This is a genomic window from Mycolicibacterium hippocampi (genome assembly GCF_010723735.1).
Lineage (GTDB): Bacteria > Actinomycetota > Actinomycetes > Mycobacteriales > Mycobacteriaceae > Mycobacterium > Mycobacterium hippocampi.
This window is the reverse complement of record NZ_BLLB01000002.1, coordinates 4,781,310-4,797,427: the sequence shown is the minus strand read 5'-3', so window position 1 is coordinate 4,797,427 and position 16,118 is coordinate 4,781,310. Positions and strand designations below refer to the sequence as shown.

At 66.0% G+C, this 16,118-nt stretch carries 17 protein-coding genes; 6 read left to right on the top strand and 11 right to left on the bottom strand.

Annotation, left to right across the window (positions count from 1 at the left end; translation table 11 throughout):
* Positions 1–2: 2 nt before the first annotated feature.
* The 3 genes from G6N53_RS24020 to G6N53_RS24010 all read left to right on the top strand — a co-directional run bounded on the left by G6N53_RS24020 (position 3) and on the right by G6N53_RS24010 (position 2,386).
* The gene (locus G6N53_RS24020; RefSeq protein ID WP_163893171.1) at positions 3–1,163 is read left to right on the top strand and encodes an acyl-CoA dehydrogenase family protein; all 1,161 of its coding nucleotides are present in this window, start codon (positions 3–5) and stop codon (positions 1,161–1,163) included.
* 105 nt (positions 1,164–1,268) lie between these two features.
* Positions 1,269–1,886, top strand: coding sequence for a TetR/AcrR family transcriptional regulator (locus tag G6N53_RS24015; RefSeq protein WP_163893168.1), 618 nt, complete (start codon positions 1,269–1,271; stop codon positions 1,884–1,886).
* Positions 1,883–2,386: a hypothetical protein gene (locus tag G6N53_RS24010; protein WP_163893165.1), complete on the top strand. Its 504-nt coding sequence runs from the start codon at positions 1,883–1,885 to the stop codon at positions 2,384–2,386. Before G6N53_RS24015 ends, G6N53_RS24010 begins: the two co-directional genes overlap by 4 nt.
* A 15-nt stretch (positions 2,387–2,401) precedes the next feature.
* Here the strand turns inward: G6N53_RS24010 and G6N53_RS24005 are convergent, their stop codons facing one another.
* Genes G6N53_RS24005 through G6N53_RS23990 form a run of 4 tightly spaced genes read right to left on the bottom strand, consistent with a single transcriptional unit; the run spans position 2,402 to position 6,368 of the window.
* Complete coding sequence (locus G6N53_RS24005) at positions 2,402–3,367, bottom strand: NADPH:quinone oxidoreductase family protein (protein WP_163893162.1); 966 nt, start codon at positions 3,365–3,367, stop codon at positions 2,402–2,404.
* A gap of 7 nt (positions 3,368–3,374) precedes the next feature.
* Positions 3,375–4,367, bottom strand: a complete 993-nt coding sequence (locus G6N53_RS24000) for a phosphotransferase family protein (RefSeq protein WP_163896323.1) — start codon at positions 4,365–4,367, stop codon at positions 3,375–3,377.
* Between the two features lie 32 nt (positions 4,368–4,399).
* Positions 4,400–5,698 (bottom strand): acyl-CoA dehydrogenase family protein, encoded by a 1,299-nt coding sequence (locus G6N53_RS23995; protein WP_163893159.1) that lies wholly within the window; start codon positions 5,696–5,698, stop codon positions 4,400–4,402.
* Between the two features lie 19 nt (positions 5,699–5,717).
* On the bottom strand, positions 5,718–6,368 hold the full coding sequence (locus tag G6N53_RS23990; RefSeq protein ID WP_163893156.1) for a TetR/AcrR family transcriptional regulator: 651 nt from the start codon (positions 6,366–6,368) through the stop codon (positions 5,718–5,720).
* Positions 6,369–6,517: 149 nt separating this feature from the next.
* Here G6N53_RS23990 and G6N53_RS23985 point away from each other — a divergent pair, with 149 nt between their 5' ends.
* Positions 6,518–6,970 carry a hypothetical protein gene (locus G6N53_RS23985; RefSeq protein WP_163893153.1) on the top strand — a complete coding sequence of 151 codons (453 nt, stop codon included), beginning with the start codon at positions 6,518–6,520 and terminating at the stop codon, positions 6,968–6,970.
* On the opposite strand, the gene G6N53_RS23980 is transcribed toward G6N53_RS23985, so the two are convergent.
* From G6N53_RS23980 to G6N53_RS23970, 3 genes are read right to left on the bottom strand one after another with little or no spacing between them, the layout of a single operon-like run.
* Entirely contained in the window at positions 6,950–7,906 is a 957-nt protein-coding gene (locus G6N53_RS23980; protein WP_163893150.1) for a TIGR03564 family F420-dependent LLM class oxidoreductase, read from the bottom strand. The two genes, G6N53_RS23985 and G6N53_RS23980, sit on opposite strands and share 21 nt — an antisense overlap.
* Positions 7,907–7,931: 25 nt before the next feature.
* Positions 7,932–8,675, bottom strand: a complete 744-nt coding sequence (locus G6N53_RS23975) for a hypothetical protein (protein WP_163893147.1) — start codon at positions 8,673–8,675, stop codon at positions 7,932–7,934.
* Positions 8,676–8,686: 11 nt separating this feature from the next.
* Positions 8,687–9,595 (bottom strand): NAD-dependent epimerase/dehydratase family protein, encoded by a 909-nt coding sequence (locus G6N53_RS23970; RefSeq protein WP_163893144.1) that lies wholly within the window; start codon positions 9,593–9,595, stop codon positions 8,687–8,689.
* A 122-nt stretch (positions 9,596–9,717) separates the two neighbouring features.
* Here G6N53_RS23970 and G6N53_RS23965 point away from each other — a divergent pair, with 122 nt between their 5' ends.
* Entirely contained in the window at positions 9,718–10,467 is a 750-nt protein-coding gene (locus G6N53_RS23965) for an alpha/beta fold hydrolase (RefSeq protein ID WP_163893141.1), read from the top strand.
* Positions 10,468–10,485: 18 nt separating this feature from the next.
* Here G6N53_RS23965 and G6N53_RS23960 read toward each other — a convergent pair whose 3' ends face one another.
* Genes G6N53_RS23960 through G6N53_RS23950 form a run of 3 tightly spaced genes read right to left on the bottom strand, consistent with a single transcriptional unit; the run spans position 10,486 to position 14,168 of the window.
* Positions 10,486–12,189, bottom strand: coding sequence for a nitric oxide reductase activation protein NorD (locus G6N53_RS23960; protein WP_163893138.1), 1,704 nt, complete (start codon positions 12,187–12,189; stop codon positions 10,486–10,488).
* Positions 12,186–13,004, bottom strand: coding sequence for a CbbQ/NirQ/NorQ/GpvN family protein (locus tag G6N53_RS23955; protein ID WP_163893134.1), 819 nt, complete (start codon positions 13,002–13,004; stop codon positions 12,186–12,188). The genes G6N53_RS23960 and G6N53_RS23955 overlap by 4 nt, the downstream gene beginning before the upstream one ends.
* A complete protein-coding gene (locus G6N53_RS23950; RefSeq protein WP_163893129.1) occupies positions 13,005–14,168 on the bottom strand; it encodes a spirocyclase AveC family protein in 1,164 nt (387 codons plus the stop codon).
* A gap of 135 nt (positions 14,169–14,303) precedes the next feature.
* On the opposite strand from G6N53_RS23950, the gene G6N53_RS23945 reads away from it, so the two are divergent.
* Positions 14,304–14,906, top strand: coding sequence for a TetR/AcrR family transcriptional regulator (locus G6N53_RS23945; protein WP_163893126.1), 603 nt, complete (start codon positions 14,304–14,306; stop codon positions 14,904–14,906).
* 4 nt (positions 14,907–14,910) lie between these two features.
* On the opposite strand, the gene G6N53_RS23940 is transcribed toward G6N53_RS23945, so the two are convergent.
* Complete coding sequence (locus tag G6N53_RS23940; RefSeq protein ID WP_163893123.1) at positions 14,911–16,080, bottom strand: spirocyclase AveC family protein; 1,170 nt, start codon at positions 16,078–16,080, stop codon at positions 14,911–14,913.
* Positions 16,081–16,118 lie beyond the last annotated feature (38 nt).

Genomic DNA, 16,118 nt, shown 5'->3' with positions numbered 1-16,118 from the left:
CAATGCGTCGAGACTTGTTCACCGAGGATCATGAGGCTTTTCGCGAGCTCGCCCGTGATTTCGTCGACAAGGAGATCGTCCCCCACTACCCGGAGTGGGAAAAGGGTGGCCGGATGCCCCGCGAGGTCTTCGAACAGATGGGCTCGCTCGGCATGCTCGGGATGGCCATCCCCGAGGAGTACGGCGGCGCGGGCACGCCCGACTACCGCTACAACGTGGTGCTGCAGGAAGAAGCCGCCCGGGCGCTGGTGACGCTGTCGACGGTGCGCACCCAGCTCGAGGTGATCCTTCCCTACTTTCTGCATTACGCGAATGCCGAGCAGCAGCGGCGCTGGTTTCCCGGCCTCGCGGCGGGGACGCTGCTGACCGCGATCGCAATGACAGAACCAGGCACCGGATCGGATCTCGCGGGGATGCGCACCACCGCGGTCCGGGACGGGTCGGGGGACGACGCGGACTGGATCGTCAACGGCGCCAAGACGTTCATCACCGGCGGCATGCAGGCGGACCTGGTGATCGTCGTCGCCCGCACCTCGACCGATCCGGACAACCGCCGCAAGGGGTTGACCTTGTTGGTCATCGAGGACGGGATGGCCGGTTTCACCCGCGGCCGGGAACTGGAGAAGATGGGTTGCAAGGTGCAGGACACCGCGGAGCTGTCCTTCGTCGACGTGCGTGTCCCGGCGACGAATGTGCTCGGTGAGGTCGACGAGGCGTTCGGCTACCTCGGCCACAACCTCTCCCAGGAGCGGTTGACCGTGGCCGTCGGATCGGTGGCGCAGGCCCGCTCGGCGATCGCCGCGGCCATCGACTACACCAAGGACCGCAAGGCCTTCGGCACGCCGGTCGCGTCGTTCCAGAACACCAAATTCGAGCTGGCTGCCTGTTCGACGGATGTCGAGGCCGGCCAGGCGATGCTGGACCGGGCGATCGCGCTGCACGTCGAGGGCGAACTCTCCGGCGCCGACGCGGCCAGGGTGAAGCTGTTCTGCACCGAGATGCAGCAGCGGGTGGTCGACCGCTGCCTTCAGCTCTTCGGCGGATACGGCTACATGATGGAGTACCCCATCGCTCGGCTCTACACCGATGCGCGGGTGGCCCGCATCTACGCGGGTACCAGCGAGGTCATGAAGGTGATGATCGCCAAGTCGCTGGGGTTGTGACCGGGTAGGTCGAAAACTCGTCGAAAACAATTCGGGTGAGACCCTTGTCACAGGTCGCAAACCTACCTACTGTGTGTTCACTAGGTTGGTTCAGCAAGGAGTCCAGTGGCAGCCCCCGGATCCGTGTCCCGCCCCTACGCGACCCTGTTCGCCAAAGGTGAGGACCGCAGGCAGCGCATTCTCGCCGTGGCAGAGCGATTGTTGGCGCGCAACGGTTGGCGCACCACCTCGCTGGCCTTGATCGCCAAAGAGGCGGGGGTGACACCCGCCGGCCTGCTGCACCACTTCGAGTCCAAAGAGCAGCTCCTCAACGCCGTGTTGGACGCACGAGACGCCGACGACGACGCCCACGCGGACCGCTCGGGTGACCTGATCGCCCAGCTCGTCCGTGTCCCGGAGCGCTTCGAGCGGGCCCCCGAGCTCGTCGGGACCTTCGCGGTACTGCTGGCGGAGAACATCGCCCCGGACGCGCCGTTGCACGACAGGCTGCACAAGCGCTATCGAGACGCGGTGGACATCCTGGTGTCGATGATCAAGCGCGGCCAGCGCGACGGGAACTACCGCACCGACCTCGACGCGGCCGCCAAGGCCGTGGAGATTCTGGCCTTCATCAACGGAATGGAGATCCTATGGCTACTCGACCCTTCAGTCCCCCTGACCGAGGTGTTCAAGGAGTACGCGGAGTCGCTGGCGCGGGATCTGACACCGCAGGAGGCGACATGAGGTACCGACTCGACGTCGTCGCGCCCAGCGTGCTCGATGCGGTGCAGTTCGCCGGCGGCTGGATCTACGACCGGGTGATGGCGGGCTGGGATGTCACCGTGCTGGTCGGAAGCGACGAAGACGTGCGCCCCCTCGAGATCCTCGGCGCACAGACCTTGGACCTGGAAGCAGTGCTGGAGTCATGGGAACAGCGCCCGCACCCGCAGACAGTGGCGGTGGCCGCAGATCTCTTCGACCGTGACGACCGGGTGCGCAGGGGGGTTCTCGGGGCGCTCGAACAAGGTGCGACCGAGGTGACCCTGTGGGGCGCACCCCTGCCCGCCGAACTGGACAGCAGCGTCGATTCCGTCGAGCACCGGCTCAGTGCTGCGGCGCGGGCCTTCAAGGCCCAGGCACTCGCGGTGGCCATCGGCGCGGTCGTCGAACCGGTCGGCCGCAGCGAGACGTTCTGTTGCGGCATGATGCTGTCGGTCGCCGCGGACCTGGTTCCGGCGAGCTGACCGGGCAGTTCGCCGTCAGCTCATATCGATCAGGACTTTGCCGATAGCGCGGCCGTCGCCCACGTGACGCAGGGCCTCGGAGGTCCGCGTCAGCGGGTACACCGCACCGACGTGGGGTGATACGCGCCCGGACACCAGCAGATCGCGCAGTTCGTGTTCATTGCGCTCGAACTGGTCGGCCGGCACATCCTGGAACTGGAAGCCGAGCACGTGAATCCCTTTGACCAGCACCAGGTTCAACGGAATGCTCGGGATGACCCCTGATGCGTATCCGACCGTGACGAACCTGCCGCCGCGGCGCAGGGAGCGCAGTGCTGGTTCGGCCAGTTCGCCTCCGACCGGGTCGACGACGACGTCGGCTCCGTCCGGAAGCGCGGTGCGCAGCGCGGCCCTAAGCGGGCCGTCGCCGTGCCTGATCAACGTGCCGGCGCCGTAGTGGGCGGCAACCGCCAGCTTTTCGGGTGACGACGCCACCGCGGTGACGCGCGCCCCCAGTGCGACACCGAGCTGCACCGCTGCCAGTCCGACACCGCCGCCCGCGCCGAGCACCACGAGTTCGTCCCCGGCTCTCAGCCGCGCCGTGGAACGCAGTGTGTGGTAGGCCGTGCGGTAGGCGACACCGCCGGCGGCGGCGGCGAACGCGTCGAGACCGTCGGGGCGTCGCGTCACTGCAGCGGTGTCGGCGACGACACGTTCGGCGAACGCGCCGTACATCCCGGTGCCCGTCACCTGATCCCCGATCGAGAAACCGCAGTCCGGGGAACCGACCTCGTCGATGACGCCGGCGAATTCGCTGCCGGGGACGAACGGCGGCGGCACCCTGATCTGGTAGGTGCCGGCCACCAGCAGGACGTCGGGAAAGTTCACCGCTGCCGCCCGCACCCGCGCTCCGACCTGGCCGGGACCGGCTACCGGCACGGGGTGCTCCTGGACGCGGACCACCTCCGGTGGGCCGTATCGCGGGCAGATCGCGGCACGCACGGTGCGGTCAACCCCGGTAATCGGTGGACTCGGCGAGCTCGGCGGCCGAGGTCATCAGGCTCGTCACCACCGGGCCGAACGCCAGTAGCTTCTCATCATCGCCGGCGCGCTGAAAGCCCTGTTCCAACACGATCGCCAGCTTCCATTTGGCGAGCACCAGGTAGTAATCCAGGTCGTCGACCTGACGTCCCGAGACCGCGGCGTAGTGGCTGACCACGTCGTCACGTGAGGGCATTCCCCGCATGTCGACGTAGTTCATCTCCGAAGGACCGGGATTGTCGGTGTCCTCCGGCCAGCTCTGCACCATCCAGCCCAGGTCGAGCTTGGGATCGCCGACGGTGCCCATCTCCCAGTCCACGATCGCCGCCATCCGCGCGGGCGCACCGTGGTGGTACATCACGTTGGCGAACTGGTAGTCGCCGTGCATGAGCCCGGGTATGTAGTCGAGCGGCTTGTGTGCCCGCAACCACGCGGTGGCCGCCTCGAGGCCGGGGAGCTCACGCTGCTTGATCCGTGCGAGGAAACCGGTCCACCGGTCCACCTGCCGTTCGTGAAAGCCCTCGGGCCGCCCGAGGTCGTGCAGCCCCACGGCGCGCCAGTCCACCTTCGAGAGCAGCGCAATACCCTCGGCCAGTTGGTAACTCAACCCGGGCCGAGCCGCCTGATCGCTGTCGAACGGTGCCGGCCACTTGCCGTGGGTGTCCATCGGTGACCACCCGTCCACGAAGCCCATCAGGTAGAACGGGCGGCCGAGCACGGAGGCGTCGTCACAGACGCCCACCGCGGCGGTATGCGGGACATCCGTCCCGTCGAGCGCCTCGATGATCCGCCACTCCCGCAGAATGCCCTTGTCACGGTCGGGCGGTGCACCGGGTGGCGGCATCCGAAGAACGCAGCGGTGCTCGCCCCGGCGAAGCTCGTAGATCACGTTCTGCGTGCCGCCGGACAGGAAGCGGGCATCGAGCGGCTCGCCCTTGCCGGGCAGCGCTGCGGCGTCCATCCAGTCGGCAAGGCGGGCAACTTCCAGCTCGCTCACAGATTACCCACCTCGTGTTCGAGATACTCGGCGAATTTCGCTTGGGCCGCTTCGCGTTTGGCCGGAATCCACTCCGTCGGCCAGGTGCCCTCCGCGGGCTGGTAGTCCCGCAGCACCTGCTTGGCGACCGTCGTCTTGTGGACCTCGGTGGGTCCGTCGGCCAGGCCCATGACCGCCGCGCCGGTCACCATGCCGAGGAAGGGCACCTCGTTGGTCACCCCTAGCGCCCCGTGCACTTGCATTGCCCGCCAGGCGATATCGTGCAGAACGGTAGGCATCACGACCTTCACCGCGGCGATGTCCTTGCGCACCTTCTTGTAGTCGTTGTACTTGTCGATCTCCCAGGCGGTGTAGAGCACCATCAACCGGAACTGCAACAACTGTGCGTATGAATCGGCGATGTAGCCCTGGACGAACTGCTTGTCCGACAGTCGACTTCCCTGGGTCTCACGGCTCAGCGCCCGTTCGCACATCATGTCCAGAGCCTTGCGGCTCAAGCCGATCGTCCGCATCGCATGGTGGATGCGTCCGCCGCCGAGTCGGGTCTGGGCGATGGCGAACGCCTGGCCCTCGCCTCCGAGGACGGCGTCCGACGGGACCCGCACATTGTCATAGTGGATCAGCGCATGCGAACCCTCGTCGGCGCGCTCACCATAGAGGCCGACGTTGCGCACGATCTTCACTCCCGGGGTGTCGGTGGGCACCAGGAACATCGACATCCCCTGATAGGCGCTGACGTCCGGGTTCGTCACCACCATGACGATCAGGAAGGACGCGGTTCTGGCGTTGGAGGAGAAGAACTTCCAGCCGTTGATCACCCAGTCGTCACCGTCGCGCACCGCGGTCGTCGTGAACATCGTGGGGTCCGCGCCGGCATGCGGCTCGGTCATCGAATAACAGGAGAACAACTCGCCCTCCAGCAGCGGCTTCAGATAGCGTTGTTTCTGCTCGGCGGTGCCGTAGTGGGCGATGATCTCCGCATTGCCCGTGTCGGGTGCCTGACATCCGAATACGATCGGTGCCCACTGGGAACGACCGAGGATCTCGTTGAGCAGTGCGAGTTTGAGCTGGCCGTATCCCTGGCCCCCGAGGTCGGCTCCGAGGTGGGTGGCCCACAAACCGCGACGGCGCACCTCCTGCTTGAGCGGGTCGATGGCCTTGCGCCGCATGCCGTCCAGCGGCACGAACTGTTGGTGCGGCCATGCCAGGTCGAGGGGCTCCACCTCCTCGCGGACGAACTCGTCGGCCCAGTCGAGCACTTTCTGGTAGTCGGGGTCGGTCTCGAAATCCCACATGCGGCCTCCTTGCCGGCGATCAGGGTCGGTGGTTGTATCCGTGGATCAGCGCGCAGATGTCGGCGGTGACGACCTCGGCGAACGAACGCCGACCGAACGCACCGGCCGCCCAGTGACGGGCACCCTCGCTGACCATTGTCTGCGCGAGGTACGCCAGATGCGCTGTGTCGACCCCGGTGCCGAGCTTGCCGTCCGCCTTCGCCCTGATGAAGAGCTCACTGAACATGTCCGCATCCAAGTCCCGCGGAGTTCGTCCGGCCAGGATCCGGTGCTCGTGTCGATAGCCCTCGAGGATCGTCTCGATGATCAGCTCCCTCGGATTTCGCGCCATCGACTGCCCGAACGCCACCAGGGCGGCAGAAATGACGGTCTCGATCTCGTAGGGCTTGGTCAACAGTTTGTGGATGGCACGCTGTGCCGACTGGGTGGACATCACTCCGACCTCGAAGAGCACGTCCTCCTTGCGGGGGAAGTAGAAGTAGAACAACGCCTTCGAAACGCCCGCCGCCGTGCAGATGTCGGCGACGGTGGTCGTTGCGTATCCCTTGGTGCGCCACAGTGCCATCGCCGCCTGCACGAGCAGGCGCTTCGTCTCGTATGACCGGGCCCGCTGGAACGATGCGCGGCGCTGACCACGTTCAGCATCACTGCCTGCGGTCATCGGTGGCATTGCACGAACATAACAGGCGGATTCGGCGAAATAAATAGTCGACCGTCGTCTAACTAAGCGGCGCAATCCGGCGCCAGGGCGGCGTCGACTCGGTAGCCTGCGACGAGGCGAGCTGTACGCACGCCGTGTCCACCCCGAGGAGGCCGACCGTGCCGAGCCAGCTCCACCACGTCGTGATGCGCAGCCATTCGGCCGCGACGTTCATCGCCTTCCTCACCGACGTGGTGGGTATGGGCGTTCAGTATCAGCTGCGGGTGCCGGGCGCCGTGCTCGAAGCCACGTTGGGATGGCCGCCGTCCGACGGCGCCGACGTGACGATTCTCGGCAGCGGCGAGGCCGGACTGATCGAGGTGCTCGATGTCCCGGAGCATCTGCGAGAGGCCGCGCCCGAAGGGCTGGCCGCCCTGTCATTCCTGACCGAGGAGTTCGCCCGCAACTACGAGGCTGCGAAGGCGTATGCCAGCGATGTGACATTGTTCGACGCGGGCGTGCCCGGCGTCGACCTGTTCTTCTGCTCCGTGGGCGGGGTGCCGATCGAGTTCATGGGTGGCTTCGCCGCCGACCAGGCAGATTCTGCCGCGTCACCACGTCGCGTCGAGTGATGCCAGGAACTCCTGGGTGCGCCGTCGGGAGGACACTCGTGCGGCGACGTCGGTCCCGAGCGGAACGATCCGCGCAGCCAGATCTGTGACGCCGGCATCGCGGTACCGGCGCAGCCGGGCCACAACGGCGGCTTCGTCCCCCGCAGCCATCGTGTCCCCGACATCGCCGGCGTCCCCATGCTCGAGAAGCCGAACGTAGTTGGGGGAGAAGTGCGCGTGCCCGAGGACCTCGCTGGCATGGGTGCGCGCGGACGGTACGTCGGCCGGCGAACACAACGCGACCGGGATACCCGCAACGACCCGAGGCGCGGGCCGACCCGCGACCTGAGCGGCCGTGCTGATCTTCGGGACGATGTGCTCGCCGATCGCACGCTCGTCGGCCATCCACACAATCGTGCCGTCGGTCCGCTCGCCGGCGATCCGCAGCATCGTGGGTCCCAGCGCGGCGAGCAGGACCGGCGGAGCCGTCCCATCGGTGACATCCACCGGGCTGTGCACACGGCAAGTGTTGTTGTCCACGTCGACCTGGCCAGGTCCGCCGAACGCCGCGGCGAGGACATCGAGACAGTCGCGCAGCTGGTGTGCGGGCCGCTCGTACGGAATGCCCAACTGGCCGTCGACGATCCAATCGTGAGAGACGCCGAGGCCGAGTGTGAACCGGCCGCCGCACGCAGTTGTCGTCGTGAGCGCCTGCTGCGCCAGGATCATCGGATGGCGGGTCTGGACGGGGACCACAGCGGTGCCGAGTTCGATCGTCGTGGTGGCCTGTCCCAGCAGCGCCAGCGCTGTCATCGCGTCGAGATAACCGGGCACCTGGGGGAACCAGAACGAACTGAACCCGGAGGCTTCGGCGGCGGCCCCGTCGCTCAGCAGTCCGGACAGTCGCTCGTCGCGCGGACGTTCCTTGTCGGATCCGACCATCAGCCCGATACGCATGGCGCTCCTTTGTCACGGCACATGGTCACGGCAGATAACGGTCCCACTCGTGCGGCACGACGGGATGGAACGGGGCGGCGAAGAGCGGTTCGACCCCGCCCACGCTCCAGCGCTTGTCCAGCACCGGCCCCAGCCTCTCGGCGGTCGTCACCGGGTCGTCGTCGAGGAAGCAGTACGAGATCGTCTGTCCCGCGACTGCGCTCGCCAGTCGCGCCTCGACCGGCAGCGACGTCGCCGACCACACCCCTGCGACACCGTCGACGTCGAGCAGATCCGCCGGCGATGACGCGGCCGATTCCAGCAGCAGGTAGACACCACGCACCGGCCACCACGGCAGCACGTCGGCGCCGACCTTGACATCAGGTACCGCCGCTTTGGTGCCGACGGCGTAGACGCCGCGTTCGACCGGCGGCAGCAGCGGAAGCTTGCGGCCCGCGTCACCGAGCGCTTTGGACAGGCTCAGGAACGGCTCCATCCCCGCGGGATCGGTGAAGAAGTAGGTCATCACGTGGTCGATGTCGTCGTAGCGGTCATGACTGCATGCACGCACGGACCGGCAGGCCGGAGTCGACACCAGCCGCAGCGACGCCCGCACCGCGGAAAGCCGGTGCTGCTCCGGGCGGTGGTCGAGGGTGTGCCAGCGCAGGTAGTCGGCATCGGCACCCTCGGGGTGGCGCCGTGCCATGGACACGAACAGCGTCGTGATGTCCCCGCTGCCTTCGGCGAGCACATCGGCGGCGTCGTCGGACGGCCTGCCGGGTAACTGCATGTCGGGTCCCTTCAGTCGGCCGTGGCGGGTAGCAGCTCGGGGTGGCGCGCCTCGATCATCCGCCGGAATCCGTCGCGCCAAGGGACTTTCGTTCGTCCCAGTACCTCGTGCATGTAGGTGACATCGGGCCACAACGGGGTGTGCGCGTCGCCGGTGTACTCGAATATCGGCTCGACACCCACCAACTCACCCATGTACGTGCAGTACTCCTCGACGCTGACCGTCTCGCTGCCCGCCCAGTTCACGACCACGGGCGGGGTGGCCGCGACCTCCATGGCCCGCACGCCGAGATCGACGTAGTCGTCCTCGTAGATCGGGTTGTAGTTGTTGGGTGTGTCGGGGTGGAGCCGGATCGGCTTTCCCGCCAGCATCATCGCCAATCGGTCCGCAGGCGCACCGCCCTGCGGCCCGTAGGTGGAACAGATCCGGATGATGGTCAACGGAATGTCGTACTGCTTGGCGACCCACGTGCAGACCGCCTCCGCGGCGATCTTGGAGAAGCTGTAGTTCGCGCGCAGCGGTACACCGGGCGGGTCTGGTTCCCGTAGGGGTCGCCGGCCTTGGTAACCGTAGACCGAACCGGTGGAACAGAACACGAAGCCTTTGGCGGTGCGGCAGTGGTAGAGCAGGTCCCCGGATTTCTGCGCGTTGGTGTCGACGCAGTGGGCCCACTCACCGTCACCGGTGTCCACGGCGGCGTGGAACACATATGTGAAGTCCGAAGGGAGGGCGGCGAAGTCGCCGACACCCAGGTCCAGCGCGACCGGGATGATGCCGGCTTCGGCCAGCCTGTCCCTGTCGGCGGGTTCTCTCAGGCGAGCGGCACCCCACACCTCGTTGTTCTTCGCGAGCGCGCGTGCGATGGGGAAGGCGATCTTGCCGGTGGCGCCGGTGATGAGGATCTTTTCTGCGTCGAGCATCTCATCAGTCTTAGCGCACCGAACCCCAAATGTTAAGTACTTGATAATCTGGGCTGCGTGCAGCAGGTGCAATTCGCGGCGGTGCGATTCTCCGCGCCGTCCCGTCGTGCGAGGATCATGGCATGACTTTGGTTCTGGTACATGGTAATCCGGAGACCGATGCGGTGTGGAGTCCGCTTGTCGATGCCCTCGGGCGCACGGACGTGGTGCGGTTGTCTCCGCCAGGGTTCGGAGCCCCCCTTCCCAGCGGGTTCTCTGCGACCTATCTCGCCTACCGCGATTGGCTGGTCGACGAGTTGGAGGGATTGGATCAGCCCGTCGACCTCGTCGGACACGACTGGGGCGGAGGTCACGTCGTGAACACCGTGATGCACCGGCCCGAACTCGTGCGCAGCTGGGCGACTGACGTCGTCGGCCTGTTCGACCGCGACTACGTATGGCACGACGTGGCCCAAGGGTTCCAGACCCCGGAGGTTGGCGAGCAGCTCGTCGCGATGATGCACGACGGTTCGATAGAGCAACGAGCACAGCAGCTGGTCACCTTCGGCATTCCCGCCGAGGTGTCGACTTCGTTTGCGGCAGCGCAGGGGCCAGAGATGAGCCGCGCTGTTCTGGCGCTCTACCGCTCGGCATGCCAGCCGGCTTTGGCCGATGCCGGACGGGCACTCGAGAACGCCGCTGCCCGCCCGGGACTGGCGCTTCTGGCCACCGCGGACACTTTCGTCGGCACCGAGGAGATGCAGCGTCGGGCGGCCGGCCGAGCCGGCGCCCGGACCGAGGTGCTCGACGGGCTGGGCCATTGGTGGATGCTGGAGGACCCCGCCGCCGGCGCCGCGGCGCTCATTCGGTTCTGGGAGTCCCTCGACCGATGACAGTTCCGCTGGCGGGTCTCAGACCCGCGCGGGTTTCGGGGCGGCGAGCTCGGCGAGCGCTGACATGAACAACTCGTCCATCTGAGGGCTCAGGTCGGACAACGCGGGAGCGCTGGCGAAGCTTGCCGATCCGAAGACGCGTTCGAGCACATCGTTTTCCGTGGCAGAGCCGATGGACAGGCACAGGCATGCAACACCCTCTGTGCGGAGCTCTTCGAGGGCCTTGTGGGCGTCGGCTTCCGCATAACGACCTTCGTAGCCGTCGTCGTAGGGGAAGCCGTCTGAGAGGACCAGCAGCAGCCGATTCGGTGTGCCGGCCTCGTTCTTGAGAACCTCGCCCGCCCCCCGGATGCCGGCGCCGAGGCGGGTGTAGCTCGCTGGTTCGAGTTGGTTGAGCCGAGCGCGTCCGAGGGCACCGAAATTCTGGTCGAACGTCTTGATCGCCGGCAGATGGACAGCGTGGCGGCCCTGCGACCGAAACGCGTAGACGGCGACGCGGTCACCGAGTTCCTCGAGTGTGACGGCCAGCGTTGTCGCCGCCCGGCGTTGGTGGTCGTGCACCGCGAGGCCATCCGAATCGGCGTCGACGGCGGACCCGGAGGCGTCGATCAGGATCAGCACGCCGAGGTTGCGGGCGAGTTTGCGGCGCTCGAGGTACACGTGTTCAGGTGCGGAGAAACCGGATTGGAGGTCGACGAACAGGTCGATGAGCGCCTCGATGTCGAGGTCGTCCCCGTCGGCGCGGCCCCGCAGGACCTTCGGGCCGAGTCCGACGCGGGCCAGACGGCGCCGTAGCACGTCGTCGCGCGCGACACCGGCATCAGAGACGTCCGCGGAGACGGTCAGCGGGAAGTCGATGACCCGGCACCAGTCGGGCTTGTACCGGTCGTTGAAGACGTCCCATTCCGGATACAGGGCGCCGCCCACGCCAATGGCAGCACCGGGCTTGCCGTCATCGGTGAATTGGATCCGAGTGGGAAGGGGGCGGGCATTCGGGCCGATCTCCTGAACCCGGCGGGTGGAGCGGACCGTCATCTCGGCGCCTGCGGCCCCCTCGCCGGGGGTGCGTTTGCCGCCGAACATCTTGCGCATGTAGTCCGACATCGACTGGTTGTTGAAGAGTGGGCTCTCGAACAGCTTGAGGATCTTGCTCTCCCCGGACTTCCCGCCGTCTTCGTCGTCGTCTTCTTCATCGTCGTCCGATTCGGGCAAGTCGATGGGGTCGAACTGCAGTTTGAGGTCTTTGTCGGTGGCCTGCCCCCCCGGTCCGGCGGGCGCTGCCATCAGCCGGGAGGGTCTGATGGCACCGAACCATTCCGGGGGGTCGGCAATTGCTGCTCGGCTCTTTGCCAGCTCGAGAGACTCGTCGGCAGTTGCGGTACTGGGGTGCCCTTCAGCGAGAAGTGCGGGATCGAGTGGAACCCGGTCGGCGAGTTCGGCGAGAACCCGGTGGCCTTCGAGTGCCAGATAACGGCGGGTCAACGTGGCACGTGCCCGCAGTCCCTTGATCAATCGCTGCTCGAGGCTGCCCCCGCCGAGAAGTGCGGCCTGGAGCAGCATCTCGCGTCGCTGCTCGGAGGCTGAACCGCCGGCCGACACGAAGATGAACTGACCGTTGGTGTGTACAGGTTGGCCGCCCGGCGCCTCGACGACTTCGACGGACCTGCCCGCGATGTAGGTGGCGAGGAACCGGAACCGGTCCGGGTTCGAATCCCCGGTCACGTGTTCGGCAGTACCGTGTCGACGAGTTCGTCGAGGGCGCGGATCACGTCCTCGTCGTCGGAGAGCACCTGGACCACGGCCGCGTGCACGGCACTGCGCAGGTTGAGCCCTTCAGCGGCGAGGCCGCCCGCCAAGATCAACATGCGCGTGGAGGACACTTCGCGCAACGGTGAGCCGTCCAGGTTCCGAATGGCGTACGCGAGTCTGACCAGTGAACGCGCTGTGTCAGTGTCGATTCCAGCTTCGTAGGCGACCACCTCGGTCTCGATCTCGGGCGACGGGTAACCGAGCTCGATGGCGACGAAGCGCTGACGCGTCGACTCCTTGAGGTTCTTCAGCACGCTCTGGTAGCCGGGGTTGTAGGAGATCACCAGCTGGAAGCCGGGTGCCGCCTGCAGTGTGGTGCCGAGGCGGTCCACGGGCAGCTCGCGGCGGTGATCGGCGAGCGGATGGATCACCACGGTGGTGTCCTGGCGCGCCTCCACCACCTCGTCCAGATAGAAGATGGCGCCCTCACGCACCGCGCGGGTCAACGGCCCGTCCACCCAGACCGTCTCGCCGCCCTTCAACAGGAACCTGCCCACCAGATCCGCCGACGTCATGTCCTCGTGGCCCGCGACGGTGATCAGATCCCGGTTCAACTGGTGAGCCATTGCCTCCACGAACCGGGTTTTCCCGCAGCCGGTGGGGCCTTTCAACAGCACCGGCAAGCCTCGGCGGGCCGCCGCCTGAAAGACCTCCACCTCGTCGCCCACCGCACGGTAGAACGGTGCGTGCGAAACGGGGGCGACCACCGCAGAAGTACTGTTCAACATCTAATCTCCTCGCTCGAGTGGAACGTTCACGGGGAGCTCGACTCCGTCGGGCAGGACGAGCTCACCGTCGTGGTTGATGTAGCCGGAATTCGTCAGGGGCATCGGTAGTGCGGGGTCGGGGCACGGCCGATCGGTGTCCTCACCGCAGATGCCCATCAGGAAGTACGAGCGCTTGAGGATGTCCTCCGGCCACGGATCCTGGTGCATGGCGAAGAACTGTGCCGGAATGTTGTAGAACACGAAGAAGAACATGCTGCACGCGGCGAAGATCGCCAGGAACCGCGTGAGCTGCTGTTTGACGAAACCGCCTCGCACCTGGTCGAGCCCGCGCTCGACGAACGTCCGACCCCGGTCGTCGGTGAAGTACCGCATGCAGCACAGGCCCGCCTGGACACCGCCCCACATGAGCCCTTCATAGATCGGCCACTGGTAGTAGGTGCCGGCGTTGATCGACAGCGCCTGGATGGCCCCGGGATAGGTGAACAGCCCCATCGGCATCAGGAACAAGCCCTCGATGACGAAGTCGAAGAAGAAGGTCCAGGCGATCACCACGCCGATCAAGCCGTAGGTGTTGATGTTCGGGAACCGCCTCTTGGCGAGGCGCATCACCGCGCAGCCGAGCATCGTGCACAGCAGCACGAAGAAGTAGCCGGGGGCGTTCATCAGGACGGGTTCTGCCATCATGGCGCCCGGTTCCCCGTACGACACCCACCCTGGGACGTCCTGGACCCACGAGCCCATGTTCCACATCCAGGTGTTGTACGTGCTCCACGTGCTGAAGTAATTCAGCAACGGATCCTGGAACCACAGCAGGCCGCACGACACAAAGAGCATGCCGTCGAGGGTGATTCGCCGCTCCCGGCGCCAGGGGCGAATCAGGAACCACCAGACGGCCACTGGCAGACCCACCACGATGACGGCAGTCCACGTGAAGAGGATCGCCTTCATGAAGGTCGGTGGGTCGGTCGGTCCTGCGGGCACCCGCTCGAAGTGCGGCCCGGTGACCCATTTGCCCCACACATACAGCTGGAAGGCGAGGATCAGGCCACCGACCGTGGCCCAGACTCTGATCGGCGTGATCTTCTTCTGTGGCTGCGCACCGAGTGTTGCGTCGCTGAGCGCTTCGGTGAGAACTGGTTTTTTCCTGCTCGACAGGTCGCTCACGACACCGTCTCCTCTGCACTTGTCGATCCCATGGACCTCAGAGCTCCCTCCCGAAGTGGCCGACGCGTCGAAAATATACCAGTGAGTATCTGAATGACCAAGGGGTCAAAAAAAGATCTATGGCAAGCTTGGCGCATGGTGGAGCCGTGGACTCGGGAGCGGCGCCTCGAGCGCACCCGCTCGCTGCTACTCGATGCCGCAGAGCAGGTGTTCGCCGAAAAGGGCTTCATCCCTGCGACTCTGGACGACATCGCCAGGGCGGCGGGCTACTCGAAGGGTGCAATCTACAAGTACTTCGCCACCAAGGAAGATCTGTTCCTTGCAGCCAGCGACCGGTACTGGCGCCGGTATTTCGACAACTTCGCCGAGATCATGTCGTCGTCGGATCACATCGGGGCGCGAGAACTCGAAGACATCGGCGAGCGTTGGCGTGAGCTGAGCCGCGACCGCGGCGCCGAACATTCCGCATTGGGCCTCGAGTTCAACCTCTACCTGCTGCGCAACCCCGAGGCGCGCGAACGCGTGGCCGCCAAACGATCAGAGGTCGTCGACCAGCTCGCCCGCTACATCGTCGAGGGCATCGACAGCCTCGGCGCCACGTTGTTGATTCCGGCTAAGACCTTCGCCCACATCATCATCGCCACCACGGACGCCGTGGAGCTGGGCAGCCACCTCGACGACATCGATCTCTATCAGCCCATCGTCGAGATGTACGTCTCCGCCGTCAAGATGCCCTGAGGGCTCATTGCCCGCGTTGGATGGGCACGGGCGAGGGCATCTCGGCGCCTTCCGGCAGAACGAATTCGCCGTCGTGGTTGATGTAGCCCGAGTGCTTGGTCGGGTACGGCAACACATCAGGGTTCGGGCACGGCCGGTCGGTCCCCTCACCACAGATGCCGGGATTGAAGTACGAGCGCTTCTGCACGTCTTCGGGCCACGGGTCGCCATGCATGCCGAGCCAGGTCGCGGGCACGTTGTAGAAGAGGAAGAAGCATGCGCTGACACCGCCGAAGATCGCCAGGAAGCGGATGAACTGCTGCTTGACGAACCCACCGCGGATGCTGTCCAGTCCACGTTCGACCAAGGTGCGTCCCCGGTCATCGGTGAAGAAGCGCAGGCAGCACAGCGCCGTCTGGACGCCACCCCACATCAGCCCCTCGTAGATGGGCCACTGATAGTAGGTGCCGGCATTGAACGACAGCGACTGAATGGCGCCGGGGTAGGAGTAGAAGCCGATCGGCAGGAGGATGAGCGCCTCCATGATGAAGTCGAAGACGAAGGCGATCGCATACGTGACCAAGACCAGTCGCAGATTGCTGATCCCCGGCCACCGGTTCTTGATCTTGCGCATGATCGCGCATCCGACGATGGTGAGCAGCAGCACGCCGTACATGTAGCCGGGAATGTTGGTCAGCAGGGGTTCGGGCACCGTGTGGCCCGGTTCCTCGTGCGCCACCCAGCCCGGAAAGTGCGGTGCCCAGGATCCCTGGTTGAACAGCCAGGCGTTGTAGGTGCACCAGGTGCTGTAGTAGTTGAGCATCGGGTCCTGGAACATCATCAGGCCCATCGACACCAGCAGCATGCCGTCGAGGGTGATGCGCTTCTCCCGCACCCAGGGCCGGATGATGAAGAACCAGAGTGCGAATGGCAGGCCGATCCAGAGCACCACCGCGTTGGCGATCAACGGGATCTTCATGTACAGCGGTGGCTCGCTCGGCCCTCCCGCCACAGGCTCGAAGTAGGGTCCGCTGACCCATCGGATGATGAGATACAGCGTCAGCGCCAGGAACACGGCGCCGACGGTCGCCCAGATCTTGATGGCATTCGACGACCGCGGGGTGACCGCGCCCATGCCGACGGTGTCGCTCACCGAATGCGTGACGGCGGATTTCCTGTTCGGCGAATCGCTCACGAAGCCCCTCCTGAGACGTGCGCACGATGCGCACCAGC

Bases quoted from the DNA above. Each gene is read 5' to 3' on its own strand.
- G6N53_RS24020 (WP_163893171.1), top strand. From the start codon at position 3: ATGCGTCGAGACTTGTTCACCGAGGATCATGAGGCTTTTCGCGAGCTC.
- G6N53_RS24010 (WP_163893165.1), top strand. From the start codon at position 1,883: ATGAGGTACCGACTCGACGTCGTCGCGCCCAGCGTGCTCGATGCGGTG.
- G6N53_RS24000 (WP_163896323.1), bottom strand. From the start codon at position 4,367: ATGGACGCCGCAGCGCTGCCCGGCAAGGGCGAGCCGCTCGATGCCCGC.
- G6N53_RS23995 (WP_163893159.1), bottom strand. From the start codon at position 5,698: ATGTGGGATTTCGAGACCGACCCCGACTACCAGAAAGTGCTCGACTGG.
- G6N53_RS23990 (WP_163893156.1), bottom strand. From the start codon at position 6,368: ATGCCACCGATGACCGCAGGCAGTGATGCTGAACGTGGTCAGCGCCGC.
- G6N53_RS23980 (WP_163893150.1), bottom strand. From the start codon at position 7,906: ATGCGTATCGGGCTGATGGTCGGATCCGACAAGGAACGTCCGCGCGAC.
- G6N53_RS23975 (WP_163893147.1), bottom strand. From the start codon at position 8,675: ATGCAGTTACCCGGCAGGCCGTCCGACGACGCCGCCGATGTGCTCGCC.
- G6N53_RS23970 (WP_163893144.1), bottom strand. From the start codon at position 9,595: ATGCTCGACGCAGAAAAGATCCTCATCACCGGCGCCACCGGCAAGATC.
- G6N53_RS23965 (WP_163893141.1), top strand. From the start codon at position 9,718: ATGACTTTGGTTCTGGTACATGGTAATCCGGAGACCGATGCGGTGTGG.
- G6N53_RS23955 (WP_163893134.1), bottom strand. From the start codon at position 13,004: ATGTTGAACAGTACTTCTGCGGTGGTCGCCCCCGTTTCGCACGCACCG.
- G6N53_RS23945 (WP_163893126.1), top strand. From the start codon at position 14,304: ATGGTGGAGCCGTGGACTCGGGAGCGGCGCCTCGAGCGCACCCGCTCG.